The sequence below is a fragment of the Aliidongia dinghuensis genome, assembly GCF_014643535.1.
GTDB lineage: Bacteria > Pseudomonadota > Alphaproteobacteria > ATCC43930 > CGMCC-115725 > Aliidongia > Aliidongia dinghuensis.
In genome coordinates, this window is record NZ_BMJQ01000036.1 from 1 (window position 1) to 20,670 (window position 20,670).

General features: G+C 67.7%; 19 protein-coding genes. 13 read left to right on the top strand and 6 right to left on the bottom strand.

The genetic code is table 11. The features are described 5' to 3' along the window. The first annotated feature begins 187 nt into the window (after nt 1-187). The 4 genes from IEY58_RS33460 (at nt 188) to leuD (ending at nt 3,578) form a co-directional block, all read left to right on the top strand. A complete protein-coding gene (locus IEY58_RS33460; RefSeq protein ID WP_189052535.1) occupies nt 188-523 on the top strand; it encodes a hypothetical protein in 336 nt (111 codons plus the stop codon). A gap of 127 nt (nt 524-650) precedes the next feature. Continuing rightward, the gene (locus IEY58_RS33465; RefSeq protein ID WP_189052536.1) at nt 651-1,520 is read left to right on the top strand and encodes an isocitrate lyase/PEP mutase family protein; all 870 of its coding nucleotides are present in this window, start codon (nt 651-653) and stop codon (nt 1,518-1,520) included. Further along, the gene (locus IEY58_RS33470; RefSeq protein ID WP_189052537.1) at nt 1,517-2,935 is read left to right on the top strand and encodes a 3-isopropylmalate dehydratase large subunit; all 1,419 of its coding nucleotides are present in this window, start codon (nt 1,517-1,519) and stop codon (nt 2,933-2,935) included. Before IEY58_RS33465 ends, IEY58_RS33470 begins: the two co-directional genes overlap by 4 nt. Nucleotide 2,936: 1 nt before the next feature. Beyond that, the gene (leuD, locus tag IEY58_RS33475) at nt 2,937-3,578 is read left to right on the top strand and encodes a 3-isopropylmalate dehydratase small subunit (RefSeq protein ID WP_189052538.1); all 642 of its coding nucleotides are present in this window, start codon (nt 2,937-2,939) and stop codon (nt 3,576-3,578) included. On the opposite strand, the gene IEY58_RS33480 is transcribed toward leuD, so the two are convergent. Then, nucleotides 3,564-4,487 (bottom strand): LysR family transcriptional regulator, encoded by a 924-nt coding sequence (locus IEY58_RS33480; protein WP_189052539.1) that lies wholly within the window; start codon nt 4,485-4,487, stop codon nt 3,564-3,566. The two genes, leuD and IEY58_RS33480, sit on opposite strands and share 15 nt — an antisense overlap. 119 nt (nt 4,488-4,606) lie before the next feature. Here IEY58_RS33480 and IEY58_RS33485 point away from each other — a divergent pair, with 119 nt between their 5' ends. Next, nucleotides 4,607-5,812 carry an MFS transporter gene (locus IEY58_RS33485; RefSeq protein WP_189052540.1) on the top strand — a complete coding sequence of 402 codons (1,206 nt, stop codon included), beginning with the start codon at nt 4,607-4,609 and terminating at the stop codon, nt 5,810-5,812. A gap of 28 nt (nt 5,813-5,840) precedes the next feature. Here the strand turns inward: IEY58_RS33485 and IEY58_RS33490 are convergent, their stop codons facing one another. Together IEY58_RS33490 and IEY58_RS33495 are read right to left on the bottom strand one after the other, a co-directional pair. Next, complete coding sequence (locus tag IEY58_RS33490) at nt 5,841-6,230, bottom strand: tautomerase family protein (protein ID WP_189052541.1); 390 nt, start codon at nt 6,228-6,230, stop codon at nt 5,841-5,843. A gap of 168 nt (nt 6,231-6,398) precedes the next feature. Further along, a complete protein-coding gene (locus tag IEY58_RS33495) occupies nt 6,399-8,075 on the bottom strand; it encodes a methyl-accepting chemotaxis protein (RefSeq protein ID WP_189052542.1) in 1,677 nt (558 codons plus the stop codon). Nucleotides 8,076-8,612: 537 nt separating this feature from the next. On the opposite strand from IEY58_RS33495, the gene nadC reads away from it, so the two are divergent. The 6 genes from nadC to IEY58_RS33525 all read left to right on the top strand — a co-directional run bounded on the left by nadC (nt 8,613) and on the right by IEY58_RS33525 (nt 14,987). Next, nucleotides 8,613-9,449, top strand: coding sequence for a carboxylating nicotinate-nucleotide diphosphorylase (nadC, locus tag IEY58_RS33500; protein ID WP_189052543.1), 837 nt, complete (start codon nt 8,613-8,615; stop codon nt 9,447-9,449). Between the two features lie 27 nt (nt 9,450-9,476). Then, nucleotides 9,477-11,528, top strand: coding sequence for a phosphonate metabolism protein/1,5-bisphosphokinase (PRPP-forming) PhnN (gene phnN / locus IEY58_RS33505; protein WP_189052544.1), 2,052 nt, complete (start codon nt 9,477-9,479; stop codon nt 11,526-11,528). Nucleotides 11,529-11,656: 128 nt separating this feature from the next. Further along, on the top strand, nt 11,657-12,640 hold the full coding sequence (locus IEY58_RS33510) for an ABC transporter substrate-binding protein (protein ID WP_189052545.1): 984 nt from the start codon (nt 11,657-11,659) through the stop codon (nt 12,638-12,640). Nucleotides 12,641-12,657: 17 nt separating this feature from the next. After that, nucleotides 12,658-13,488, top strand: a complete 831-nt coding sequence (locus IEY58_RS33515) for an ABC transporter ATP-binding protein (protein ID WP_229744160.1) — start codon at nt 12,658-12,660, stop codon at nt 13,486-13,488. Further along, nucleotides 13,485-14,234 carry an ABC transporter permease gene (locus IEY58_RS33520; RefSeq protein WP_189052547.1) on the top strand — a complete coding sequence of 250 codons (750 nt, stop codon included), beginning with the start codon at nt 13,485-13,487 and terminating at the stop codon, nt 14,232-14,234. Before IEY58_RS33515 ends, IEY58_RS33520 begins: the two co-directional genes overlap by 4 nt. Nucleotides 14,235-14,243: 9 nt before the next feature. Continuing rightward, a complete protein-coding gene (locus tag IEY58_RS33525; protein WP_189052548.1) occupies nt 14,244-14,987 on the top strand; it encodes an ABC transporter permease in 744 nt (247 codons plus the stop codon). Between the two features lie 6 nt (nt 14,988-14,993). On the opposite strand, the gene IEY58_RS33530 is transcribed toward IEY58_RS33525, so the two are convergent. Continuing rightward, nucleotides 14,994-15,884: a LysR family transcriptional regulator gene (locus tag IEY58_RS33530; RefSeq protein ID WP_189052549.1), complete on the bottom strand. Its 891-nt coding sequence runs from the start codon at nt 15,882-15,884 to the stop codon at nt 14,994-14,996. A 94-nt stretch (nt 15,885-15,978) separates the two neighbouring features. Between IEY58_RS33530 and IEY58_RS33535 the strand changes: the two genes are divergently transcribed. Continuing rightward, nucleotides 15,979-17,394 carry an aldehyde dehydrogenase family protein gene (locus tag IEY58_RS33535; RefSeq protein WP_189052550.1) on the top strand — a complete coding sequence of 472 codons (1,416 nt, stop codon included), beginning with the start codon at nt 15,979-15,981 and terminating at the stop codon, nt 17,392-17,394. Between the two features lie 26 nt (nt 17,395-17,420). Here the strand turns inward: IEY58_RS33535 and IEY58_RS33540 are convergent, their stop codons facing one another. Further along, the gene (locus IEY58_RS33540; protein WP_229744161.1) at nt 17,421-18,311 is read right to left on the bottom strand and encodes a LysR family transcriptional regulator; all 891 of its coding nucleotides are present in this window, start codon (nt 18,309-18,311) and stop codon (nt 17,421-17,423) included. Between the two features lie 85 nt (nt 18,312-18,396). Here IEY58_RS33540 and IEY58_RS33545 point away from each other — a divergent pair, with 85 nt between their 5' ends. Beyond that, a complete protein-coding gene (locus IEY58_RS33545) occupies nt 18,397-19,401 on the top strand; it encodes a zinc-dependent alcohol dehydrogenase family protein (RefSeq protein ID WP_229744162.1) in 1,005 nt (334 codons plus the stop codon). Between the two features lie 7 nt (nt 19,402-19,408). On the opposite strand, the gene IEY58_RS33550 is transcribed toward IEY58_RS33545, so the two are convergent. Next, a complete protein-coding gene (locus IEY58_RS33550) occupies nt 19,409-20,530 on the bottom strand; it encodes a Gfo/Idh/MocA family protein (RefSeq protein WP_189052551.1) in 1,122 nt (373 codons plus the stop codon). Between the last annotated feature and the right edge of the window lie 140 nt (nt 20,531-20,670).

The window sequence follows — 20,670 nt, forward strand, 5'->3', positions numbered from 1 at the left end:
CGCGAAGCGTCCTGGACGCGGCGAGCACGGCGCTATCATGGCCCATTCGGGAGACCTTCCGCCGGTTCGTCACGCGGGGTCACAGCCCCTCGCTTCTCTCTTGATCATTGGTGGGGAGTCCCCCCCGAGACAACCCCGCGAGACAACCCCGCGGCTGGCGAATTGAATCAATTGGCGGACAGGATCCTTGATCGTCACGCCAATTGAACGCGAGGTGCCGATGCGCAGCGCATTTGTGACCAACCCGAAGCCCCCGGCGACGAAGCTCCAGAGAATGAAGATCCTGGAGATCCACGACCAGATCGCCGCCGAGGCCATCAAGCAGATCGTCCAGCCGACGATGGCCGCCGGCGGCTCCGTGGGCGACGTTCTCGTGCTGCTGGAGAGCGTCGTGTCGGGCGTGCTCGTGGTGACCATCAAACTCGGCGGCGACGAAAAGGTCCTTGATCTGCTCTTCCAACGCGTCCGGCTGAAGATGGCCCAGCTCCGGCTCGGCGGGATCTCGACGGCCGGCGAGGCGTGAATCGCCGGCCGTCGTTCGTTGATCAATTAGCAGAAAAGATTATTCCGGCCGATTCAATCTATTGGACCGCGCATTTCCTCGGCATCACGATCGCGGCGGCTGACCAAGCCTGCCGGGAGGAGCATCGATGTCGAAGTGCCGTATTCTTCATGACCTGATCCAAGAGCGTGCCGCCTTGCCCGTGCCCGGCGTCTATGACGCCTTCAGCGCACTCATGGTCGAGCAGGCCGGCTTCAAGGCGTGCCAGGTGAGCGGTTTCGGCGTTGCCGCCGCGGCGCTCGGCCTGCCGGACATCGGCATCCTGTCGATGCGCGATCAGATCAACGCCGTGCAGTCCGTCGCCAATGCGGTGACGATCCCGGTGATGGCCGACGGCGACACCGGTTTCGGCAATGCGCTCAACACCTTTCACACCGTGCGCCTGATGGAGGCGGCCGGTGCCGCGGGCATCAACATCGAAGACCAGACCTTCCCGAAGCGCTGCGGCCATATGAACGATAAGTCGGTCGTTGCGCTGGACGAGATGGTTCAGAAGGTCCGCGCCGCCGTCGCTGCCCGGCGTGATCCCTACTTCGTGATCAACGCACGGACCGATGCGCTGGCAACCGACGGCCTCGCCGCCGCGATCGAGCGTGCGAACGCCTATCTCGCGGCCGGGGCCACGCTGGTATTCGTCGAGGCACCGGGCAGCCGCGAGGATATCGCCGCCATCGTGCAGGGCGTAGACGGGCCGGTCAGCGTCAACATGGTGGGGGCACCTGGCGGCAAGACCCCGTCGATCAACCTGGCCGAGCTTCGGCAATTGGGCGTCGGCCGCGTCTCGTTCCCTGGCGTGACACTCTCCAGCGCCGGCGCCGCCATGCGCCGCGCGCTCAACGTACTGAAGACGCACGGCGACCTCGAGGACATTGCGCAGGAGCTCATGCCCTTCGCCGAGATGACCGCGGTCGTCGGCTTGGCCCATGAGCGGGCACGTGAGCGGGAGTTCGCGGCGTGAGCGGGACGACGCTGTTCGGCAAGATCTGGACCGCCCATCAGGCGGGCGAGCTGCCCGGCGGCCGCGTCGCCCTGGTGATCGATCGGATGACCCTGCACGAGCTGAGCGGCGGCTACGCCTTGCGCGACCTGCGGGCGGCGGGCGAGCGGCCGCACATGCGGGCCGACCAGATCTTCGCCATGGCCGATCATGCCATCAGCACCGCGCCGGACCGGGGGCCGCATGACTCGCTGAGCACAAGCGGCAGCCAGATGATCGCCTCGCTCGAGGAAAGCTGTGCCGCCCTCGGTTATCGCTATGCCCGGCCCGACGACGAAGCGCACGGCATCGTGCATGTCGCCGGGCCGGAACAGGGCTTCGTCCTGCCGGGCACCACGCATGTCTGCGGCGACAGCCATACCTGCACGCTCGGCGCGTTCGGCACCCTTGCCTTCGCCGTCGGCTCGAGCGAGGTCGCGACCGTGCTCCGGCGCAGCGCTCTCGTCCTGGAGCGGCCGAAGACGCTCCGCGTTACGCTGACCGGCCGGCTCGGCCCACACGTCTATGCCAAGGACGCGGCCTTGCGCCTGCTCGCCGCACACGGCGTGAAGCTCGCCCTCGGCTATGTCGTCGAATTCGCCGGCCCCCTCGTCGCGAGCCTGTCGATGGAAGCCCGCATGACGCTCTGCAACATGGCGGCGGAAATGGGCACGCGCTACGCGCTCATTGCCCCCGACGACACGACCTTCGAGGCGCTCAGCCGGACGATGCCGGCATCACCCGAAACGGTCGAATTGGCAATCGCCCATTGGCGCCGGCTCCGCTCGGACCCGGATGCGGTCTTCGAGCGCGAGCTGGCGCTCGACGTCAGCGAGCTCACGCCGCAGGTGACTTGGGGCACGACACCCATGCAAGCGGTCGGTATCGATGGAATCGTGCCGGACCCGGCCGACACCGGCGACGCTGCCGCACGCGCAGGCACGGACCGGGCGCTCGCCTATATGCACCTAGAGCCCGGCCGGCCTCTCACGTCGATCCCGATCGACGCCGCCTTCATCGGCTCCTGCACCAACGCCCGCATCTCGGACCTGCGCGCCGCGGCGGCAATCCTCAAGGGCCGGAAAGTGGCCGACGGCATACGCGCCATGTGCACGCCCGGTTCGATGGCCGTGCGCGCCCAGGCCGAGGCGGAAGGGCTCGACCGCATCTTCGAGGCGGCGGGATTCGAATGGCGGAAATCCGGCTGCTCGAACTGCGCCGGCCGCGAGGGGCCGATCTGGCAAGGCCTGAGAGTGATCAGCTCGACCAACCGGAATTTCGAGAATCGCCAAGGGCCCGGAACTCGCACCCATCTGGCCAGCCCGGCGACGGTTGCGGCCTCGGCGGTCGTGGGCCGCATCGCGGACCCGCGTCCCTTCGCGGCAGGAGGCCGTTGACATGCCGGCCCCTCTCGTTCGCCTTCACGCGATCGCCCTGCCGCTGCTGCGCGACAACGTCGACACGGATGAACTGATCCCGGTCGCGGAAAATACCCGCGCCTCGACGTATGGCTGGGGCGACGGGCTGTTCGCCGCCAAGCGGTATCTCGCCGGCCCGGGGCGCGCGCCTGATCCGGACTTCATCCTGAACCGCCCGCCCTATGACCGGGCCGCGATGCTGGTGTCCGGTGCCAATTTCGGCTGCGGCAGCTCCCGCGAAAGTGCCGTCTGGGCCCTGCGCGACCACGGCTTCCGCGTCGTCGCCGCGATCAGCTTCAATGAGACCTTCAAGCGCAACTGCATCGTGAACGGCCTGGCCCCGCTGATCCTGGCGCGCGCGGATGCGGAGGATCTGGTCGGGGACATCGAGCGGGATCCCTTCGCCGGCGTCTCCGTCGATCTCGAACGCCTTGAACTGTCCCATGGCTCGCACCGCGGGCCGGCCGACAGCATCAGCTTTGATCTCGATCCTTTCTACCGGGCGCTCCTCATGACCGGCCAGACTGAGGACGACATGCTGGGCGCCTTGCAGCCAACGATCGACGCGCATCGCCATGCGATGCTCGCAGCTCAGCCGTGGCTCACCTCATGGGGACCGTGATCCAGCGTCATCGGCCCTCGACCCGCATTCCGCGCACAGCGCCGCGAAGTTCGCCACGACCGGCGCCGGATCGCCGGACCGGGTGACGAGGATGATCTCCGTCACCAGCGGCGGGCTGGTTCGAAGCGGTCGATAGACGACGCCGTCGCGACGCAGGCCGGCCAACACGGCCGGCACCAGCGCGATGCCGAAACCGGCCGCCGCGAGATTGATCGCCATGACATATTCAGGCGTCTCCTGAACGATGCGGGGCGCATGGCCGAGTGCCGCGAAGGCTGCGGCGATGCGCGCCCGCATTGTCCCGGCGCCGCTTCGGCCGCGCGGCAGAATGAGTGGTTCCTCGACCAAATCCGCCAGGTCGGCCGAGCGCCGGGCGGCGAGCCGATGGGCATCCGGCAGGACGACGACGAGGCCCTCGCTGAGGAAGGGCCGCCATTGCAGCGTGTCGGTCGCCGGCGCCGGTGATCGCATGAAGGCGACATCGATCCGGCGTTCCTCCAAGGCGGCCACAAGCTCGTTCGATCGGCCCTGAATGAGGCTGAACTCGACCTGGGGCCAGCGCTCGCGCGCCTGTTTCATCACCGCTGTCACGGGCGGTGCGAACGACGCGGTTTCCGTCATGCCGATGGCAAGCCGGCCGGCGAGCCCGCGCGCGGTTTCCTGGGCGATCAGCTTGGCGGCCGGCACGCGATCGAGGATCAGCTGTGCTTCGCGCCAGAAGGCGAGGCCTGCCTCGGTCAATTCGATGCCGCGCCCGACACGGCGCAACAGCGGCGTGTCCAGCTCCTCCTCCAGCGCCTTGATCTGCTGCGTCAGGGCCGACTGCGAGACATGCAGGCGCTCGGCCGCGCGCGTCACATGGCGGTCCTCCGCGACCGCGCAGAAATATCGAAGATGCCGGAGCTCCATATCGATCACTCTGCCTTATCAAACGGCGTCGATCAATCTATTGGACGGAGCGTTCCCGCAGCCGGAGAGTTCCGTGACACAGCACCGCGACTGAAGCGCGGCGGATGGGAGGAACGACCTTGGACGGGAAGACAAAAATCATCGCGGCACTCTGGTTCTTCCAGGTGGCCAACTACCTCGACCGAGTCGCCATCAGCTTCGCCGGCCCGTCGATCATGGCTGATCTCTCCCTGGATCTGGCGCGTTTCGGCGTCGTGTTGTCGTGCTTCGGGATCGGCTATTTCCTGGCGCAGGTCCCGGGTGGTCTGCTGGCCGACCGCTGGGGGGCGAAGCCGCTGCTGATCATCGCCCCGCTGTTCTGGGCACTCTTCACGGGCATGACGGGACTGGTCGCGGGCGTTGCGGGCTTCATCGCCGTGCGCACTTGCTTCGGCCTGTCGGAAGGCATCTCCAACGCCTGCTGCTACAAGGTCATCGGCGACCATTTCGATGCAGAGCGGCGGGCGCGCGCCATCGGTTTCTGGGCGACCGCCTTCGCCGTCGGACCTGCCTTCGCCGGGCCGCTGGTCAGCGCCTTGCTCGCAGCCCATGGCTGGCGCAGCGTCTTCTTTCTGATGGCGGCCCCGGCGCTCGTCGCGGCCCTCGTCAACGCCCGATACATTCCAGCGCGGCGTGCGGAACGGACGGGTATCGTCCCGGCCGGCGCCGAAGGCTCCTTTGCCGCGGCGCTGCGCCAGCCGGCCTTATGGCTGATGTCGATCGTCTATTTCGCCTTCAACATCGCCTACTGGGGCTATCTCAGCTGGATGCCGAGCTATCTGGCGCAGGCCCACCACGTCGACATCAAGGCGCTCGGCCTGGTGGGCGGCATCCCATATATCGCGGCACTCGGCGGACTGCTGCTCGCCGGCTGGCTCGCTAGCGGGCCGTGCCTTCGCCATCGGGCCCCGCTGCTGCTCGGATCCTATCTGAGCGCGGGCGCTTTCCTCTATCTTGCCTACGAAGCCCCCAGCCTGCCGTTGTCGCTCGCCGGCCTGTCGGGTGCCGCATTCTTCCTCTATGGCGGCCTCAGCCCGTTCGGCGCGATCGTGCTCGACCTGGCGCCGGCGCGATGCCGTGCTGCCTATGCCGGTATCGTCAACACCGCCGGCCAGGTCGGCGGCGCGACGGCGCCCGTCGTCGTCGGCTTTCTCGTCGGCGTCAGCGGCAATTTTTCGAGCGGCTTCGGCCTGATGATCGGCAGCCTTGTTTTGGCGGCCGCCGGTCTGCTGGGCGCCACCCGGTTGACGGCGACGCCGTCTGGAAGCGCGCTCCCCGCTCGTTGACTGCCGCGGCCGTCGCCCGGCCGAAGCGTCACTTCGGGGCGTACTGCATCTCGCCGTTGCCGAACGACCAGTCCTCCCGGCCCACATCGACCAGGCTGATCCAGATGTCCTGCTTGCGGATGCCCTGCTTCTCATGAAGCTCGTCGGCGATCTGCCGATAGAACTGCTGCTTCACCTCGGTCGACCGGCCGCCGACCCAGGTGACCTGGATGATGATGAGGTCCGGCGAATAGTCGACGCCGAGATAGCCCGCCTCCGGATAGACGATCTCGTCCGGCTCGTGGCGCGTGACGATCTGAAATCGATCGTTCACGGGCACATTCGCGACCTGGATCATCGCGTTGTAGACCGCGTCGCCGACGGCTCGGACGCGCTCGCGCGAGGCCGTCTTGCTCAAATCGATGCGAACCAATGGCATGACGCTGCCCTCCGCTGGGTCCCGGCCGCCACGGCGCCGATGCCAAGTGAGTTAGGCTCGACCCGCACGCTCTCGCTCTATCTCTACCACATGCCCCCGCTCGCGACCCGCTACCGCGGGCTCGGCAACGGGCAGGATGGCAGCCGTGACCCGATGGGGCGAGCGCTCTCAGGCAGCCTGCAGGTTCGAGAGGATCGTGTCGACCTCGACATTGAGGTGCGAGACGATCTGCTCCATGCCGCTCGCGGCCCCATGTACCTGCGAGGCTTGGGTGAACGTCGCCCGGACTTCCTCGGAAATATCGCCGATGAACCGGGTGACCTCCGCCGTGCCGCGCGCGGCCTCCTGAATATTGCGGGTGATCTCCTGGGTCGCAGCACCCTGCTCTTCGATCGCCGCCGCGATCGAAGAGCCGATCTCGTTCATCTCGGCGATCGTCTGGCCGATTTCCTTGATCGCATCGACGGCGGCCCGCGTCGCGGCCTGGATTTCGCCGATCTGGCCGGAAATCTCGCCCGTGGCCCGACCCGTCTGGGTCGCCAGCGCCTTCACCTCGCTTGCCACGACGGCGAAGCCCTTGCCCGCCTCGCCGGCCCGCGCGGCCTCGATCGTCGCATTGAGCGCCAGCAGATTCGTCTGGCTCGCGATCGTGTCGATCAACGAGATCACCTCGCCGATCTTGCCGGCCGCTTCGGCGAGCCCGGCCATCGCCCGATTGGTCCGCACGGTATCGTCCTGAGCCTTGTCCGCGATCGCGAGCGACCGCGACATCTGGCGGCTGATCTCGACCACGGAGGTCGCGAGCTCCTCGGTGGCGGCGGCCACCGTCTGGACGTTGGCGGACGCCTGGTCCGCGGCCGTGGCGACGCTGGTCGACCGCTCGCTCGCGTGGTTCGCGTTCGACGACATGACCTCGGACGAGCCGCGCATCTCGGCCGCGGCCTTCGTGACCGTCCCGACGGCGCGGCCGACGCTCGCCCTCAGGTCGTCGACCAGCTTCTGGACGAGCTTGCGGCTGCGCTCCTCCGCTTCTTCGCGGTTGCGGTCCTGGGCCAGGCGAAGCTGCGCCCGTTCGATGATGCTGCCCTGGAACACGGTCAGTGCGCGGGCGATGCGGCCGGTTTCGTTGGCCAGGTCGGCATGGGGCACCACGACGTCCGTGTCGCCCGCGGCGAGCCGATCCATCGCGTCGCACAACCGTCCGATCGGTCGCGTGATGCCGCGGCCCAGCACGAGCGCGATGCCGACGGAGCAGAACAGCACCACGGCGGCGATACCGCCGATCCAGGCGGCCTGCTGATACATGACGGTATCGATGTCGTCGGTATAGACGCCCGCCTGGATCGCCCATTTCCACGGCTCGTAGGGTGCCGAGAACTCCTGCTTCGGCGCCTCGGCGCCGCCCGAGGCACGCGGGATCATGAATTCGGAGAAGCCGCCGCCGCTCTGCGCCAGCTTGATCAGATCCTCGACCGTACGCCGGCCATGCTTGTCCGTCGCGTTGATGCGGTTGACGCCCTCGTTCTTCGGATTGGCGTGGACGAGGGTTGTGCCGTCATAGGCGTAGACGCCGTAGTAGTCGCCATCGCCCCAGCGCATGCCGCGGATCGCCTTCTTGGCCGCCTCCTGCGCATCGGCGAGCGTCATATGGCCGGCCTTGACCTCGTCGTCGTAGGTTGTGACCATCCGGACCACGCTCGTGACCATGTCGCGCAGCTTGTCCTCGCGCTCGCGCAGGATGATCTGGCGCACCGACCAGACCTGCTCGATCGCGATGCCGCCGAAGGCAACCGACAGCGTGATGATGATGAGCAGAAGCCGCTGGAAGATGCTCAGATTTTTCACGATTCCCTCGGAAGCTGACCAGGCCGCAGCAGAGCTCGCCCCGCGAATCATGGGACGATCGGGCCGGAAATTATTGGCACGCAAACGACGCTACAAGGCCAAGTTTTAATGCTTAGTTGACGCCCGCCCCGGATGCTTCGGCTGCCGGCCGGCCGGCAGCTCCGGAGCGTTTCAATCGCCGGCACCGTTCCTTAGCAACAATTCAATATAGACGAAAGATTAGGCTCATAATGAGCCAAACACAGATGAAAGATTAGGCTCACATTGAGCCAAACTCCGTAATCGCGGCCATCTGCCATTTGCTCTCTTTGAGCATTCCACAAATCAGGCACCCGTATAGTCCGTCGACCTTTACGAAAATTCGTCCGGGAACGATCTGTCGGCGCACAGTGCGACAAAATTTTCTACAGCCCGCCCGCCCCGTGATTGACATCTACATTTCAATCGCGCTAGAACATTTGCACACAAATAATTCGCCGTTGGGGCATTGCCGGACCGCTGTGCGCGGTAGCCACTTCTTCAGGGGACGGGGACACCATGTACGATCGTTTCATGGCGCTGAAGCTCATCGAGCTGTGGCTGGCCGAAGACATCGGCAACTACGATCTGACCGCGCAACTGATGGTCGACCCATCCGCTTCCGCCACCTTCTACATGAATGCGCGCGAGCCGATCACGGTCGCCGGCATCGAGGTCGCGGCGACCGTATTCCAGCACTACGATCCGCGCGTCGAGGTCAAGATCCAGGCGGCCGACGGCCAGCAGGTCGACAAGGGCACGCTGCTCATGGTCGTGAGCGGCCCGGCGCAGTCGCTGCTCACCGCCGAGCGCACCGCGCTCAACATCATCCAGCGCCTGTCCGGCATCGCGACCGAGACGCGCAAGTATGTCGCCGCGATTGCCCACACCAAGGCGCGCCTGCTCGACACGCGCAAGACCACGCCAGGCCTGCGCATGCTCGAAAAGCACGCGGCAGCCTGCGGCGGCGCGCTCAACCACCGGCTGGGGTTGGACAACGGCGTGATGCTGAAGGACAACCACATTGCCGTGTGCGGCAGCATCTCGAACGCTGTGGCGCGGGCCCGCCAGGCGGCGCCGGCGCTCACCAAGATCGAGGTCGAATGCGACCGCCTGGAGCAGGTGCGCGAGGCCGTCGCGGCTGGCGTCGACGTCATCATGCTCGACAACATGCCGATTCCCGAAATGCGCGAAGCCGTCGGCATCGTCGCCGGCCGAGCCCAGCTCGAGGCATCGGGCGGCATCCGGCTCGACACGATCGCGGCGATCGCCGAGACCGGGGTGGATTTCATCTCCACCAGCAAGCCTCTGCAGTCGGCGCCGGCCGTCGACATCGGCCTCGACGACTCGTTCTAGCCCGTAACGCCGGTCGGAGGGCGCACCATGCCGCGGGGCATCTTCTTTCTCGTCGTGGGAGCGAGCGGTGTCGGCAAGGACACCCTCATCGCTCGCGCGCTCGGGGAACTGGCGCCCACTGGACGCTACGTGCCGGTCCGCCGCGTCATCACCCGCGAGGCTGGCCCCGGCGAGGATCATGAGCCGGTCTCGATCGCGGAATATGAGCGGCGCCTGGCGACGAACGCCTTCATCCATGCCTGGGACGCCCACGGCCTGCGCTACGGCCTGCCGCGGGCGATCGAGAATGATCTTGCCGCGGGGCGGAACGTCGTCGCGAACGGCTCGCGCGCGTCGGTCGCAGCACTCGCGGATCGGGTGCACCCGCTGGTCGTGATCGAGATCACGGCACCGAAGGAAGTGCTGCGGGCGCGCATTCTGGAGCGCGGCCGCGAGACGGTGGCGGAGGTCGAAGCGCGTCTTGCCCGCGAGGTGGCACCCTTGCCCGCGAGAGTCGACCTCATCCGCGTCGCCAACGATTCGACCGTCGAGGAAGGGACAGAGCGCCTGATCGCGGCCCTCGAGGCAGCAAGCGCGCGCATGGCGCTCCGGCGACTGCCGATCCGGGCCGGCCGCGACAACATCGCCTATCTGCCGGCCAACAGCACGGCCGTCGCCTCGTCCAGCTATCTCGACGCCGGCCGCATGGATCTCGTCGGTTCCGGCCGCAGCATCCGCGCCAACGTCAATCTGGCCGAGCCCGACTGGCAATTGGCGCCGGGCGAGATCGGCCTGTCGTTGGAAGCGTTCGACCGCCTGGGCCTGCCCGAGGGCACGCCGGTCAACATCCGGCGCACCCCCTCCCCCGACAGCCGCGACCTGCTCCGCCGCAAGATTGCCGGACAGCGCCTCAGCACCGAGGCCTATGAGACGATCTTTCGCGACATCGTCGAGGACCGCTATCCGGAAAGCGAGGTCGCGGCCTTTCTCTTGAAGGCGATCCAGGAGCTCGACGACGAGGAGGTCGTCGCGGTCGCCCGGGCGCGCTGCCGCTTCATGCCGCGCATCGACTGGTCCGCCCCGATCGTCGTCGACAAGCATTCGCTGGGGGGCATCCCGGGCAGCCGCATCACCCTCATCGTCGTGCCGATCGTCGCGGCCCATGGGCTGCTCATCCCGAAGACATCGTCGCGCGCGATCACGTCCGCGTCGGGCACTGCGGACGTGATGGAGGCCTGCGCCCGCGTCGATCTCACGCCCGATGACGTGAGGCGCGTCGTACTCGAGACCGGCGGCTGCATCGCGTGGAACGGCCGGCTCAACCACTCGCCGCTCGACGACATCGTCAATGCCATCACCCGGCCGCTCGGCCTCGACAGCAACCGCTGGTCGGTCGCCTCGATCCTGTCCAAGAAATGGACGGCCGGCTCGACCCACGTCGTGGTCGACATGCCCTATGGACCGCGCGCGAAGCTCAAGAGCCTGGCGGAGGCGCTCGAGCTCGGGCGGCTGTTCGAGCTGGTGGGCCAGGGCCTGGGCCTCACCGTGCGGGCGATCCCGACCGACGGCAGCGCCGCGGTCGGCCGCGGGCTGGGTGTGGCACTCGAGCTCCGGGACGTGGGCCTCGTCCTGCGGAACGACCCGGCAGCGCCGCAGGATCTGCGGGAAAAGGCCTTGAGGTTCGTCGGCGAGATCCTGTCCTTCGCCCCGGACGTCGGCAATCGGATTACGGGACGCCGGCGCGCTGAAGAGATCCTGTCGTCGGGCGCGGCGGCGGCGAAATTCGAGGAGATCCGCGCCGCCCAGGGGCTGATCGAGCCGATCCGGCCGGGCCGCCTCAGCCACGTCGTGCGCGCGACGACACCTGGCGTCGTGCTCGACATCGACAGCTGGCACGTGACCGGCATCGCGCGCCGCGCCGGCGCGCCCGCCGACAAGACGGCCGGTGTCGATCTTGCCGCTTCGAAAGGCGATCTGGTTGACATCGGGGCGCCGCTCTACACGATCCATGCTGCCGCCGTGGCCGAACTTGAAGCAGCGGCTGCACTCGCGACACGCAACACCGGCTTCACCGTCGGCGACGCCAGAGCGAGCGCTTGATCGGCCAGTGCTTGACTAGGTGGTGCTTGACTGGGTGGTGCTTGACTGGGTGGTGCTTGACTGGGTGGTGCACGGGCCTCTTTGCGGGTTATCGCTGCATTCGAAGCCGCTACGATTGGAGAAACGCCATGGTGCGGGTAGTTAGCAGGATCTTCTCGGCGCTTGCGGTCACGACGGCTCTCGTGTTTTCGCTTGCCCGGCCCGCGGCGGCGGACGAGATCAGCATCACCCAGTGGGGCGCCAGCCTCTATGGCGCGCCGTTCGCGGTCGGCATCGAGAACGGCGACTTCAAGAAGGCCGGCATCGACATTACCGGCATCATCGGCTCCGCCGGCGGCGGCACCAGCGTGCGCAACATTCTGGCGAGCCAGACGCCCTATGGCGAAGTCGCGACGGCAGCGGCGCTCGCGGCAGCCCGCCAGGGCCTCGACATCGTGATCGTCAATACGGCGACCCACACGGTCGCCGAGTCGACGCTCGTCACCATGCCGAACTCGCCGGTCAAGACGCTCAAGGATCTGGTCGGCCAGAAGATCGCAATCACCTCGCCCAAGTCGACCTCCGAGATGGTGTTCCTGATGGAGCTGAAGCAGCTCGGCATCGACGCGTCCAAGATCCAGCGCGTCGCCTCGGGCGGCTATACGCAGGGGCTGACCATGCTCGAGAACGGCGCGGTGTCGGCCGCCGTGCTGATCGAGCCGCTGTCGATCATCCGCAAGGACAATTACCGGACGGTCGTGCGCGCCAAGGACATGCTGCCGGCGATGACGACGTCGGTCGGCATCACGACGCGCGAATTCGCCAAGGCGCATCCTGAGAAGATCCGGGCGATCATCGCCGGCCGCCAGCTGGCCGTGCAGCAGATCTATGCGGATCCCCGCGGGGCGGCGCAACTGGTCGCCAAGCAGTTCAACATGTCGCCCGAGCTGGCCGAGGTCGCGGTCGGCAACATGATCGCCCCGCGGATGTGGACCGAGGGCGGCTTCGACAAGGCCGAGCTCGATCGCATCGCAGAAGGGTTGAAGCTCGTCGGCGAGCTCAATGCTCTACCCGATTGGGATCATTTGATCGATGCTTCGTTCCTCCCGGATGATCTGAAGGCCAGCCAATGATCGCCCCATCGAGGACATTGCATCCTGTCGAACCGCTGCCCGAGCCGCGCGTCGCCGCCGCGCGCCTCACCGGCGTCACGCGGATTTACAGCACGGGCAAGAAGTCGCTTCATGCGCTGGGCCCGATCGATCTCGACCTCATCAAGGGCGAGTTCTTCTCCGTGGTCGGCCCCTCCGGCTGCGGCAAATCCACCCTGCTCGACGTGCTGTCGGGCCTCGCGCCGCCGACCGACGGCAGCGCCGAGTTCGAAGGCAAGCCGATCGCCGGCGTGCCGGAGGGCGTCGGCGTCGTATTCCAGGAGGACGCCTCGTTCCCCTGGCTGACGGTCGAGGCCAATGTCGCATTCGGCCTGCGCCGCGCCGGGGTCGATGGTGCCGAAATCGCCCGGCGGGTCGACTATGCCCTGGGCTTCATGGGCCTCCGGGATTTCAAGAAAGCGTACCCTGCACAACTGTCCGGCGGCATGCGCCAGCGCGTGTGCATCGCCCGCACGCTGGTCCTGCAGCCGCGCATGATCCTGCTCGACGAGCCGTTCGGCGCGCTAGACCAGCAGACCCGGCTGCTCATGGGCGACGAGCTCCTGCGCCTGTGGCGCGAGACGCACGCGACGGTCATGCTGATCACCCATTCGCTCGACGAGGCGACAATGCTGTCGGACCGGGTCGGCGTCATGTCGGCCCGGCCCGGCCTGTTCATCGAGACGATAGACACCGGCTGGGCCAAGGACCGGGACAGCCGGATCGTCGCCGATCCCCGCTTCGGCGAGATCAGCGGCCGCATCTGGGAGCGGCTGCGTGTCGAGACGATGAAGCACATGCAGCGCAGCGAGCGGGCCGCCGGCGCATGAAGCATCGCAGCCTCGTGACGGCCGGCGTCGTACTGGCCCTCGCCCTGGCGCTTGAGGTCGGCTGCCGGGCGGGCCTGGTCGCGCGGACGGTCATCCTGCCACCGAGCGAGGTCGCGGCCAGCCTCTACGACCTGCTGCGCTCGGGCGAATACACGAGCGCCATCCTCGCGACACTCGGCAACATCGCGATTTCGGCGGCGATCTCGATCGTCGGCGGGTTCATCAGCGGGCTTATCATCCATGCGAGCCGCTTCCTGCGTGCGGGGCTCGAGCCGTTCCTCGCCAGCTATTACGCGGTCCCGACATTCATCTTCTACCCCGTCTTCATCGTGCTGTTCGGGGTCGGCAGCGCCGCGATCATCGCCATCGCCGTGCTGATGGGTGTGGTCGCGATGATCACCGCGACGCTCCACGGCCTCGACCATCTGCCGCGCGTGTTGACGCGTACGGCGCACGTGCTGCGCCTGTCGCCGCTCAAGACCGCGCTGCTCGTCCAGCTGCCGGCGACAGCCCCCTATCTCTTCACCGGCATGCGGCTCGCGATCGCCTACGCCTTCATCGGCGTCATCGCTTCCGAATTCATCCTCGCCGGCGACGGGCTCGGCTACGCGATCGCGTACGCCTACAACAATTTCGAAAATCGGACGATGTACGCGCTGATGCTGCTGATCGTCCTGGCCGTGACGGCGGTGAACGCGGTGCTCGACCATTTCGATCGCCGCCTGCAGTCCCGCCTGCGCCGCTGAGGAGCTTGGATGCGCAAGATCTTCCCGCCGCTGACCATCGCGCTCGCCGTTCTTGTCGGCTGGCAGGTGCTGAGTGCCACGAGCGGGGCTCATGCCGTGGGTTCGCCCCTCGAGACCATGAGGATGCTGCTCCACATGATGGCGACGTCGCATTTCTGGCTCGATGCAGCCGAAACGGGCGCCGCCTTCGTCTGGTCGCTGGCCCTGTCGATCCTCTGCGGCTCACTCATCGGCGTGGCGCTGGGCGTGAGCCGGGCGAGCGGCGAGGTTTTCGAGCCGATCCTCGTCACGTTCTATGCTTTACCGAAGGTGACGCTCTATCCGCTGGTCCTGCTCGCCTTCGGCCTCGGCATGTCGGCCAAGGTCGCATTCGGCGTCATGCATGCGCTGGTGCCGATCACGCTCATGACCCGGAATGCCGTGAGCCAGCTGAAGCCCGTCTATTGGCGCACGGCCAAGACGCTGGGCCTCGGTCCCGCAGCGGCCGTGCGCCACGTCGTCTTTCCCGCGATCATGCCGGAGCTGGTTGCCGCCGTACGCATCGGCTTCTCGCTGAGCCTCCTGGGCGTGCTGATCGGCGAAATGTTCGCCTCAAAGCGCGGCCTCGGCTATGCCGCGATCAATGCCATGGGCCTGGGCGACATCACGACCATCATGGCGATCGGCATCTTTCTCGCCGCGGTCGCCATCGCGATCAATATCGGGCTGCTCACGATCGAGAGCGCCGTGCGGCACGCGCCGGCCGCGCGCTGACTGCCGTCACGGGTTCAGCTCGCGGATCAGGTCGATGAGCGCGCGCAGGCCCGCCGGGACGTGGCGGCGACCCGGATAATAGAGGCAGATCCCCGGATAGGGCGGCGTCCAGTCCTCGAGCACCGGGATGAGGCGCCCGTCGGCGACATGGCGGGCGACCGCCCATTCGTTGACGAACGCGAGCCCTTCACCCGCGAGCGCCGCCTCGACCATGAGCGAGGATTCGTCGAGCGTGAGCGAACCCGGCACATCGATCGCGACGCGCTCGCTGCGGCGCTCGAATTCCCAGTGCCAGACGGCGCCGCTCGCGAGCCTCGCGCGAATGCAGCGCTGCCGCAGCAGGTCGCCCGGAACAAGGGGAACGGGGAAACGCGCGAAGTAGGCCGGCGCGCCAACCACGATCGTGCGGATCTCGCCGCCGATCGGCACGGCGATCATGTCCTGCGGCACCGCCTCGGCGAGCCGGATGCCGGCGTCGAACCCCTGTTCGACGATGTCGATGAGGCGGCCCTCCGTGACGAGCGTCAGCTTCATCTCGGGATAGCGGCGGAGATATTCGAGGAACAGCGGCGTCAGGATCATGCGCGCAGCGCCGACCGAGCTGTTGATCCGCAAATGGCCGGCCGGTGTCTCACGGTGGCTGTTGATCGCCTCAACCGCGCGATGGATGTCGCCCAGTGCAGGCACGATCTGCGCGAGGAACTGCTCGCCCGCGTCGGTCAGCGAGACGCTGCGCGTCGTCCGGTTGAACAGCCGCACGCCGAGCCGCGCCTCGAAGGCGGCGACCGCATGGCTGAGCGCCGACGGCGACAGGCCGAGCTCGGCCGCGGCCGCCCGGAAATTGCGGAGGCGCGCCACCGCGACGATCGCGTCGAATTCGGCGAGGCTAGCGGTCATTGTACTATTTTATGCATTACCACATGCCAATCTATCCGACTTATTCGAGCAATTGTCACCTCCCATATCGACCACCGAGAAGGAGGGGCATCCCATGGAATTGATCGACAAGGTCTATATCGACGGCGCGCTGGTGACGCCGCACGGCGCGGAACTGTTCGACCTGCACAATCCGGCGACCGCCGAGGTGATCGGCCAGGTCCGCCTGGGCGACGAGGTCGATGCCCGCACGGCGATCGCCGCTGCAAAGCGCGCATTTCCCCAATTCGCGCGCACGGGCAAGGCCGAGCGCATCGGCTGGCTCGAGCGCATGGCCGCCGCGGTCACCGCGCGTGCGGCCGATCTGAGAGAGGCGGTGATCGAGGAGTACGGCGCGCCAGCGGCCCGCGCGGAATGGACGACCGCTTACGCGGCAAGCGTGCTCCGCGATGCCGCGCGCACGCTCGACCATTATGACTTCTCCCGCCGGATCGGCACCGCGCGCGTCACCATGGAGCCGCTCGGCGTCGTCGGCGTCATCACGCCCTGGAACGCCAATGCCGGCTTCATCTGCTCCAAGCTCGCCATGGTCATCGCGTCCGGCTCGACCGCAGTCGTGAAGCCGAGCGAGATGAGCGCGCTGCAGACCCGCATCGTCATCGAAGCGCTGCACGAAGCCGGCGTGCCGCCCGGCGTCTGGAACATCGTCAACGGCCGGGGCGAGACGGTCGGCGCCGAGCTCGCCCGCCACCCGGATGTCGCCAAGATCAGCTTCACCGGCTCGACCGCCACCGGCCGGGCGATCCTGCGGGCCGGCTCAGAGACCTTCAAGCGCACGACGCTCGAGCTCGGCGGCAAGTCGCCGATGGTGATCCTGGACGACGCCGATTTCGCAACGGCCGCGCCCCTGGCGCTCCAGGCGGGCTTCATGAACAGCGGCCAGGCCTGCCTCGCCGGCACGCGCATCCTGGTGCAGCGCGCCCGGCTCCAGGAATTCGAAACGGCCGTCGTCGCGGCGCTACAGCACTGCAAGGCCGGCGATCCGCGGGATCCCGAGACCGCCATCGGGCCGATGGTGAGCCGGCGGCAGTGGGACCGCGTGCAATCCTACATCCGCGAGGGCGAGGCCGAGGGTGCGCGTCTCTTGGCCGGCGGCACCGGCCTGCCGGACGGTGTCGACCGCGGCTGGTTCGTCAAGCCGACCGTCTTCACCGATGTCCGCAACGACATGGTCATCGCCCGCGAGGAGATCTTCGGCCCTGTCCTGGCGATCATCCCCTACGAGACGGCGGACGACGCGGTCGCCATCGCCAACGACACCGACTACGGCCTCCACGCCTATGTCGTCGGCGCCGACGTGGAACGCGCCCGCCGCGTCGCCGATCGGCTCGTGGCCGGCCGCGTCATCATCAACGGCGCGCCCATGGAACCCCTCGCCCCGTTCGGCGGCTTCAAGCACTCCGGCATCGGCCGGGAAAACGGCGTGTTCGGGCTCGAGGCCTATCTGGAGCCGAAGGCCGTGATGGGCTAGGTAGGCATGGGCTAAGGGGGCATGGGCTATGGGGAGCTCGCCCCCTCGGCCAATCCCTCGAGCGTCGCGTCGAGGAGTGCCCTGAGGCGAGCAAGCCGGCGCAGGTCGCGGTGATAGCCGACCCAGACGTCGCGCCCGGGCGGCGGTTCTCCAACGTCGACGAGTTCCAACCCAGGCATACGGTCACCGAGCGGCCGCGGCAGCACGGCGAAGCCGGCGCCGGCGGCAGTGAGTTGCGCCTGCGCCTCGCGGTTGTTGCTGCGGAACGCGACATGGGCATGCGGCAGCAGTCGGCGCAGCCATAGGACATCGGGCAGCTCGCCGAATGCCGCGTCCATGGTCACGAGCGCGGCGCCCGCCCCGTCGCCCAGCACGGGCGGCGGGGTGCCCGGCGCCGCATAGAGCGCATAGTCCATGTGCATGGCCTTGCGCTGGATGATCTCCGGCTCGTCAAACGGCCGGATGCGGAACACCAGATCGGCCTCGCGCCGGGCGAGGCTGAGGAGCCGAGATTCCGTCAGCAGCTCGATCGTGATGCGCGGGTGCGCCTTCAGGAACGGCGCGAACAGCGGCGCCAGCACATGGACGCCGAACCAGTCGGACGACGAGACGCGCAACAGCCCGTCGAGCCCGGCCCCTTCGCCCGCGAGCTGGCGCTCGAAGGCGATCGCCTCCTCCTCCATCCGCTCCGCATGGCGCAGCACAGCAGCCCCTTCGTCAGTTAGCACGAACCCGTCGCGCGTGCGCTGGAACAGGGTCTGGCCGACCGCCGCCTCGAGCGCCCGGATGCGTCGCCCCATGGTCGGCTGCGTCTGGCCCAGGCGCCGGGCCGCGGCGCCGAGCGTGCCCTCGCGCGCCACGGCCAGGAAGATCCTGAGGTCGCTCCATTCCATGCAGCCGATCATGCATTTCTGCATGAATATCGTTCAATAGCTTTCATTTCCGATCGATCTGGCATGGGCCAGATTCACACCATCGATGTTCGACCAGGAGTTCCCGATCATGTCCCTGCCCCATTCGATGCGCGCGCTCGTGCTCGAAACCTACGGCCAGCCGCTGGTCGCCCGAACGCTGCCGGTGCCGACGCCCAAAGCCGGCGAAGTGCTGGTGCGTGTCGCGGCGAGCGGCGTCAATCCGCTCGACCTCAAGATCAAGGCTGGCCAAGCAGCCCACGCCCAGATGCAGCCCCCGGCCGTGCTCGGCATCGATCTCGCCGGCACGGTCGTCGTCGTCGGCCCCGGCGTCGACCGCTTCCGGCCGGGCGACGAGGTCTATGGCATGACCGGCGGCGTCGGCGGCCTGCAGGGCTCGCTCGCGGAATATGCCGCGGTCGATGCCGACCTGCTGGCGCTGAAACCGGCAAACCTCACCATGCGCGAGGCGGCGGCGCTGCCGCTCATCTTCATCACCGCCTGGGAAGGGTTGGTCGATCGTGCCGCTGTCCGCGCCGGTCAGAAGGTGCTGGTCCAGGGCGGCGCCGGCGGCGTCGGCCATATCGCGATCCAGCTCGCCAAGGCCTACGGTGCCGAGGTGTTCGCGACGGACGGCGCCGCCAAGCGGGAGATCATCGAGCGCCTGGGCGCCACGGCGATCGACTACAAGACCACGACCGTCGCCGACTACGTCACGGCCCATACCGACGGCGCGGGCTTCGACATCGTCTATGACACGGCCGGTGGCGCCTCGCTCGATGCGTCGTTTGAGGCGGTCCGCGCCTATGGCGGCCATGTCATGAGCTGCCTCGGCTGGGGCACCCACGCGCTGGCGCCGCTGTCGTTCAAGGCCGCGACCTACTCCGGCGTCTTCACGCTCATGCCGATGCTGACCGGCAAGCACCGCGCCCACCACGGCGAGATCATGGCGGCCGCGACCAAGCTCGTCGAAGCCGGCAAGCTCGCGCCTCGGCTCGATCCGCGCCGCTTCACGCTGGAGGCGGTCGAGGACGCCCATGCTGCGCTCGCGAACCGCTCGGCCCAGGGGAAGATCGTAGTCGAGGTCGCCGCGTAGCCCCGGATCAGGGCACGTCCACCCAGGCGCCGGCCGCGGCCGAACGCGCGAAGCCGTCGATCACCCGCTCGATCGCAAGCGCCTCCTCGAAATCGAAGCGCGGCCGCGTGCCGGCCGCGATCGCCCGCAGGAACTCGGCCGCCTCGATCACCTTCAGATCATTGAAGCCCAGCCCGTGGCCGGCGGCCGGGCAGAACCGGTCGAACGGCGGATGCAGCGGCCCGGTCAGGATCGTGCGGAAGCCGCGCGTCGCGGGCTCGCCCGCCGCCTCGAACAGCTGCAGCTCGTTCATGCGCTCCTGGTCGAAGACGAGCGTGCCGCGCGAGCCATGGATCTCCCAGGCGAGCCGGTTCTTGCGCCCCCAGGCGACGCGGCTCGACGCGAGCACGCCGGAGACGCCGCTCTCGAACTTTACGAGGGCGTGCGCCAGGTCGTCGTTCTCGACCTCGGCCATCCCGCCGCCCGGCACCGGCCGCTCGCGATGGACCGTCTCCACTGCGGCGGCGAGGCGCACGACGGGACCCACCAGCAGGTGGGCCATGCTGAGGAGATGCACGGTGATGTCGCCCAGGGTGCCGAGACCGGCCTCGGCGCGCCGGCAGCGCCAGGACCAAGGCAGCGCCGGGTCGGCCATGTAGTCCTCGTCGACGATGCCGCGGAAATGCAGGATGCGGCCCAGGGCTCCCGCCTCGACCAGGTGCCGGGCATGGGCGATCGCCGGGTTGCGCACATAGTTGTAGCCGACGATCGTCCGCCCGGCCGCACGCCGGGCCGCCGCCGCCATGGCTTCGGCGTCCTCGAGCGTCAGCGCCATCGGCTTCTCGCAATAGACATGCTTGCCGGCCTCGAGGGCGGCGACCGCGATCTCGCGGTGCAGCCCGTTCGGCACGGTGATGGAGACCAAGTCGACCGCCGGGTCTTCGACGACCCGGCGCCAGTCCGTCGTCGAAGCCGCGAAGCCGAAGGCTTGGGCACAATGCCGGGCGCGCGCCGCGTCCACGTCGCACAGCATGCGCAATTCCGGCCGCGGCACCGCGTCCTCGAACGCAGCCTTGACCGCGTTGAAGGCGAGCGCGTGGCACTTGCCCATGAAGCCGGTGCCGATGAGCCCGATGCCGATCGTGTCCATCGCCCTGCTCCCTCTAGGATCAATCGACATTCAGGATTCACGGATGGCTGAATATGTGATTCATGAGACGCCAGATTCTTCGATCTGGGGTCTGGTTGATGACCAAGCGGTACGAGCTTTCGCAAGCCCAGTGGCGTCGG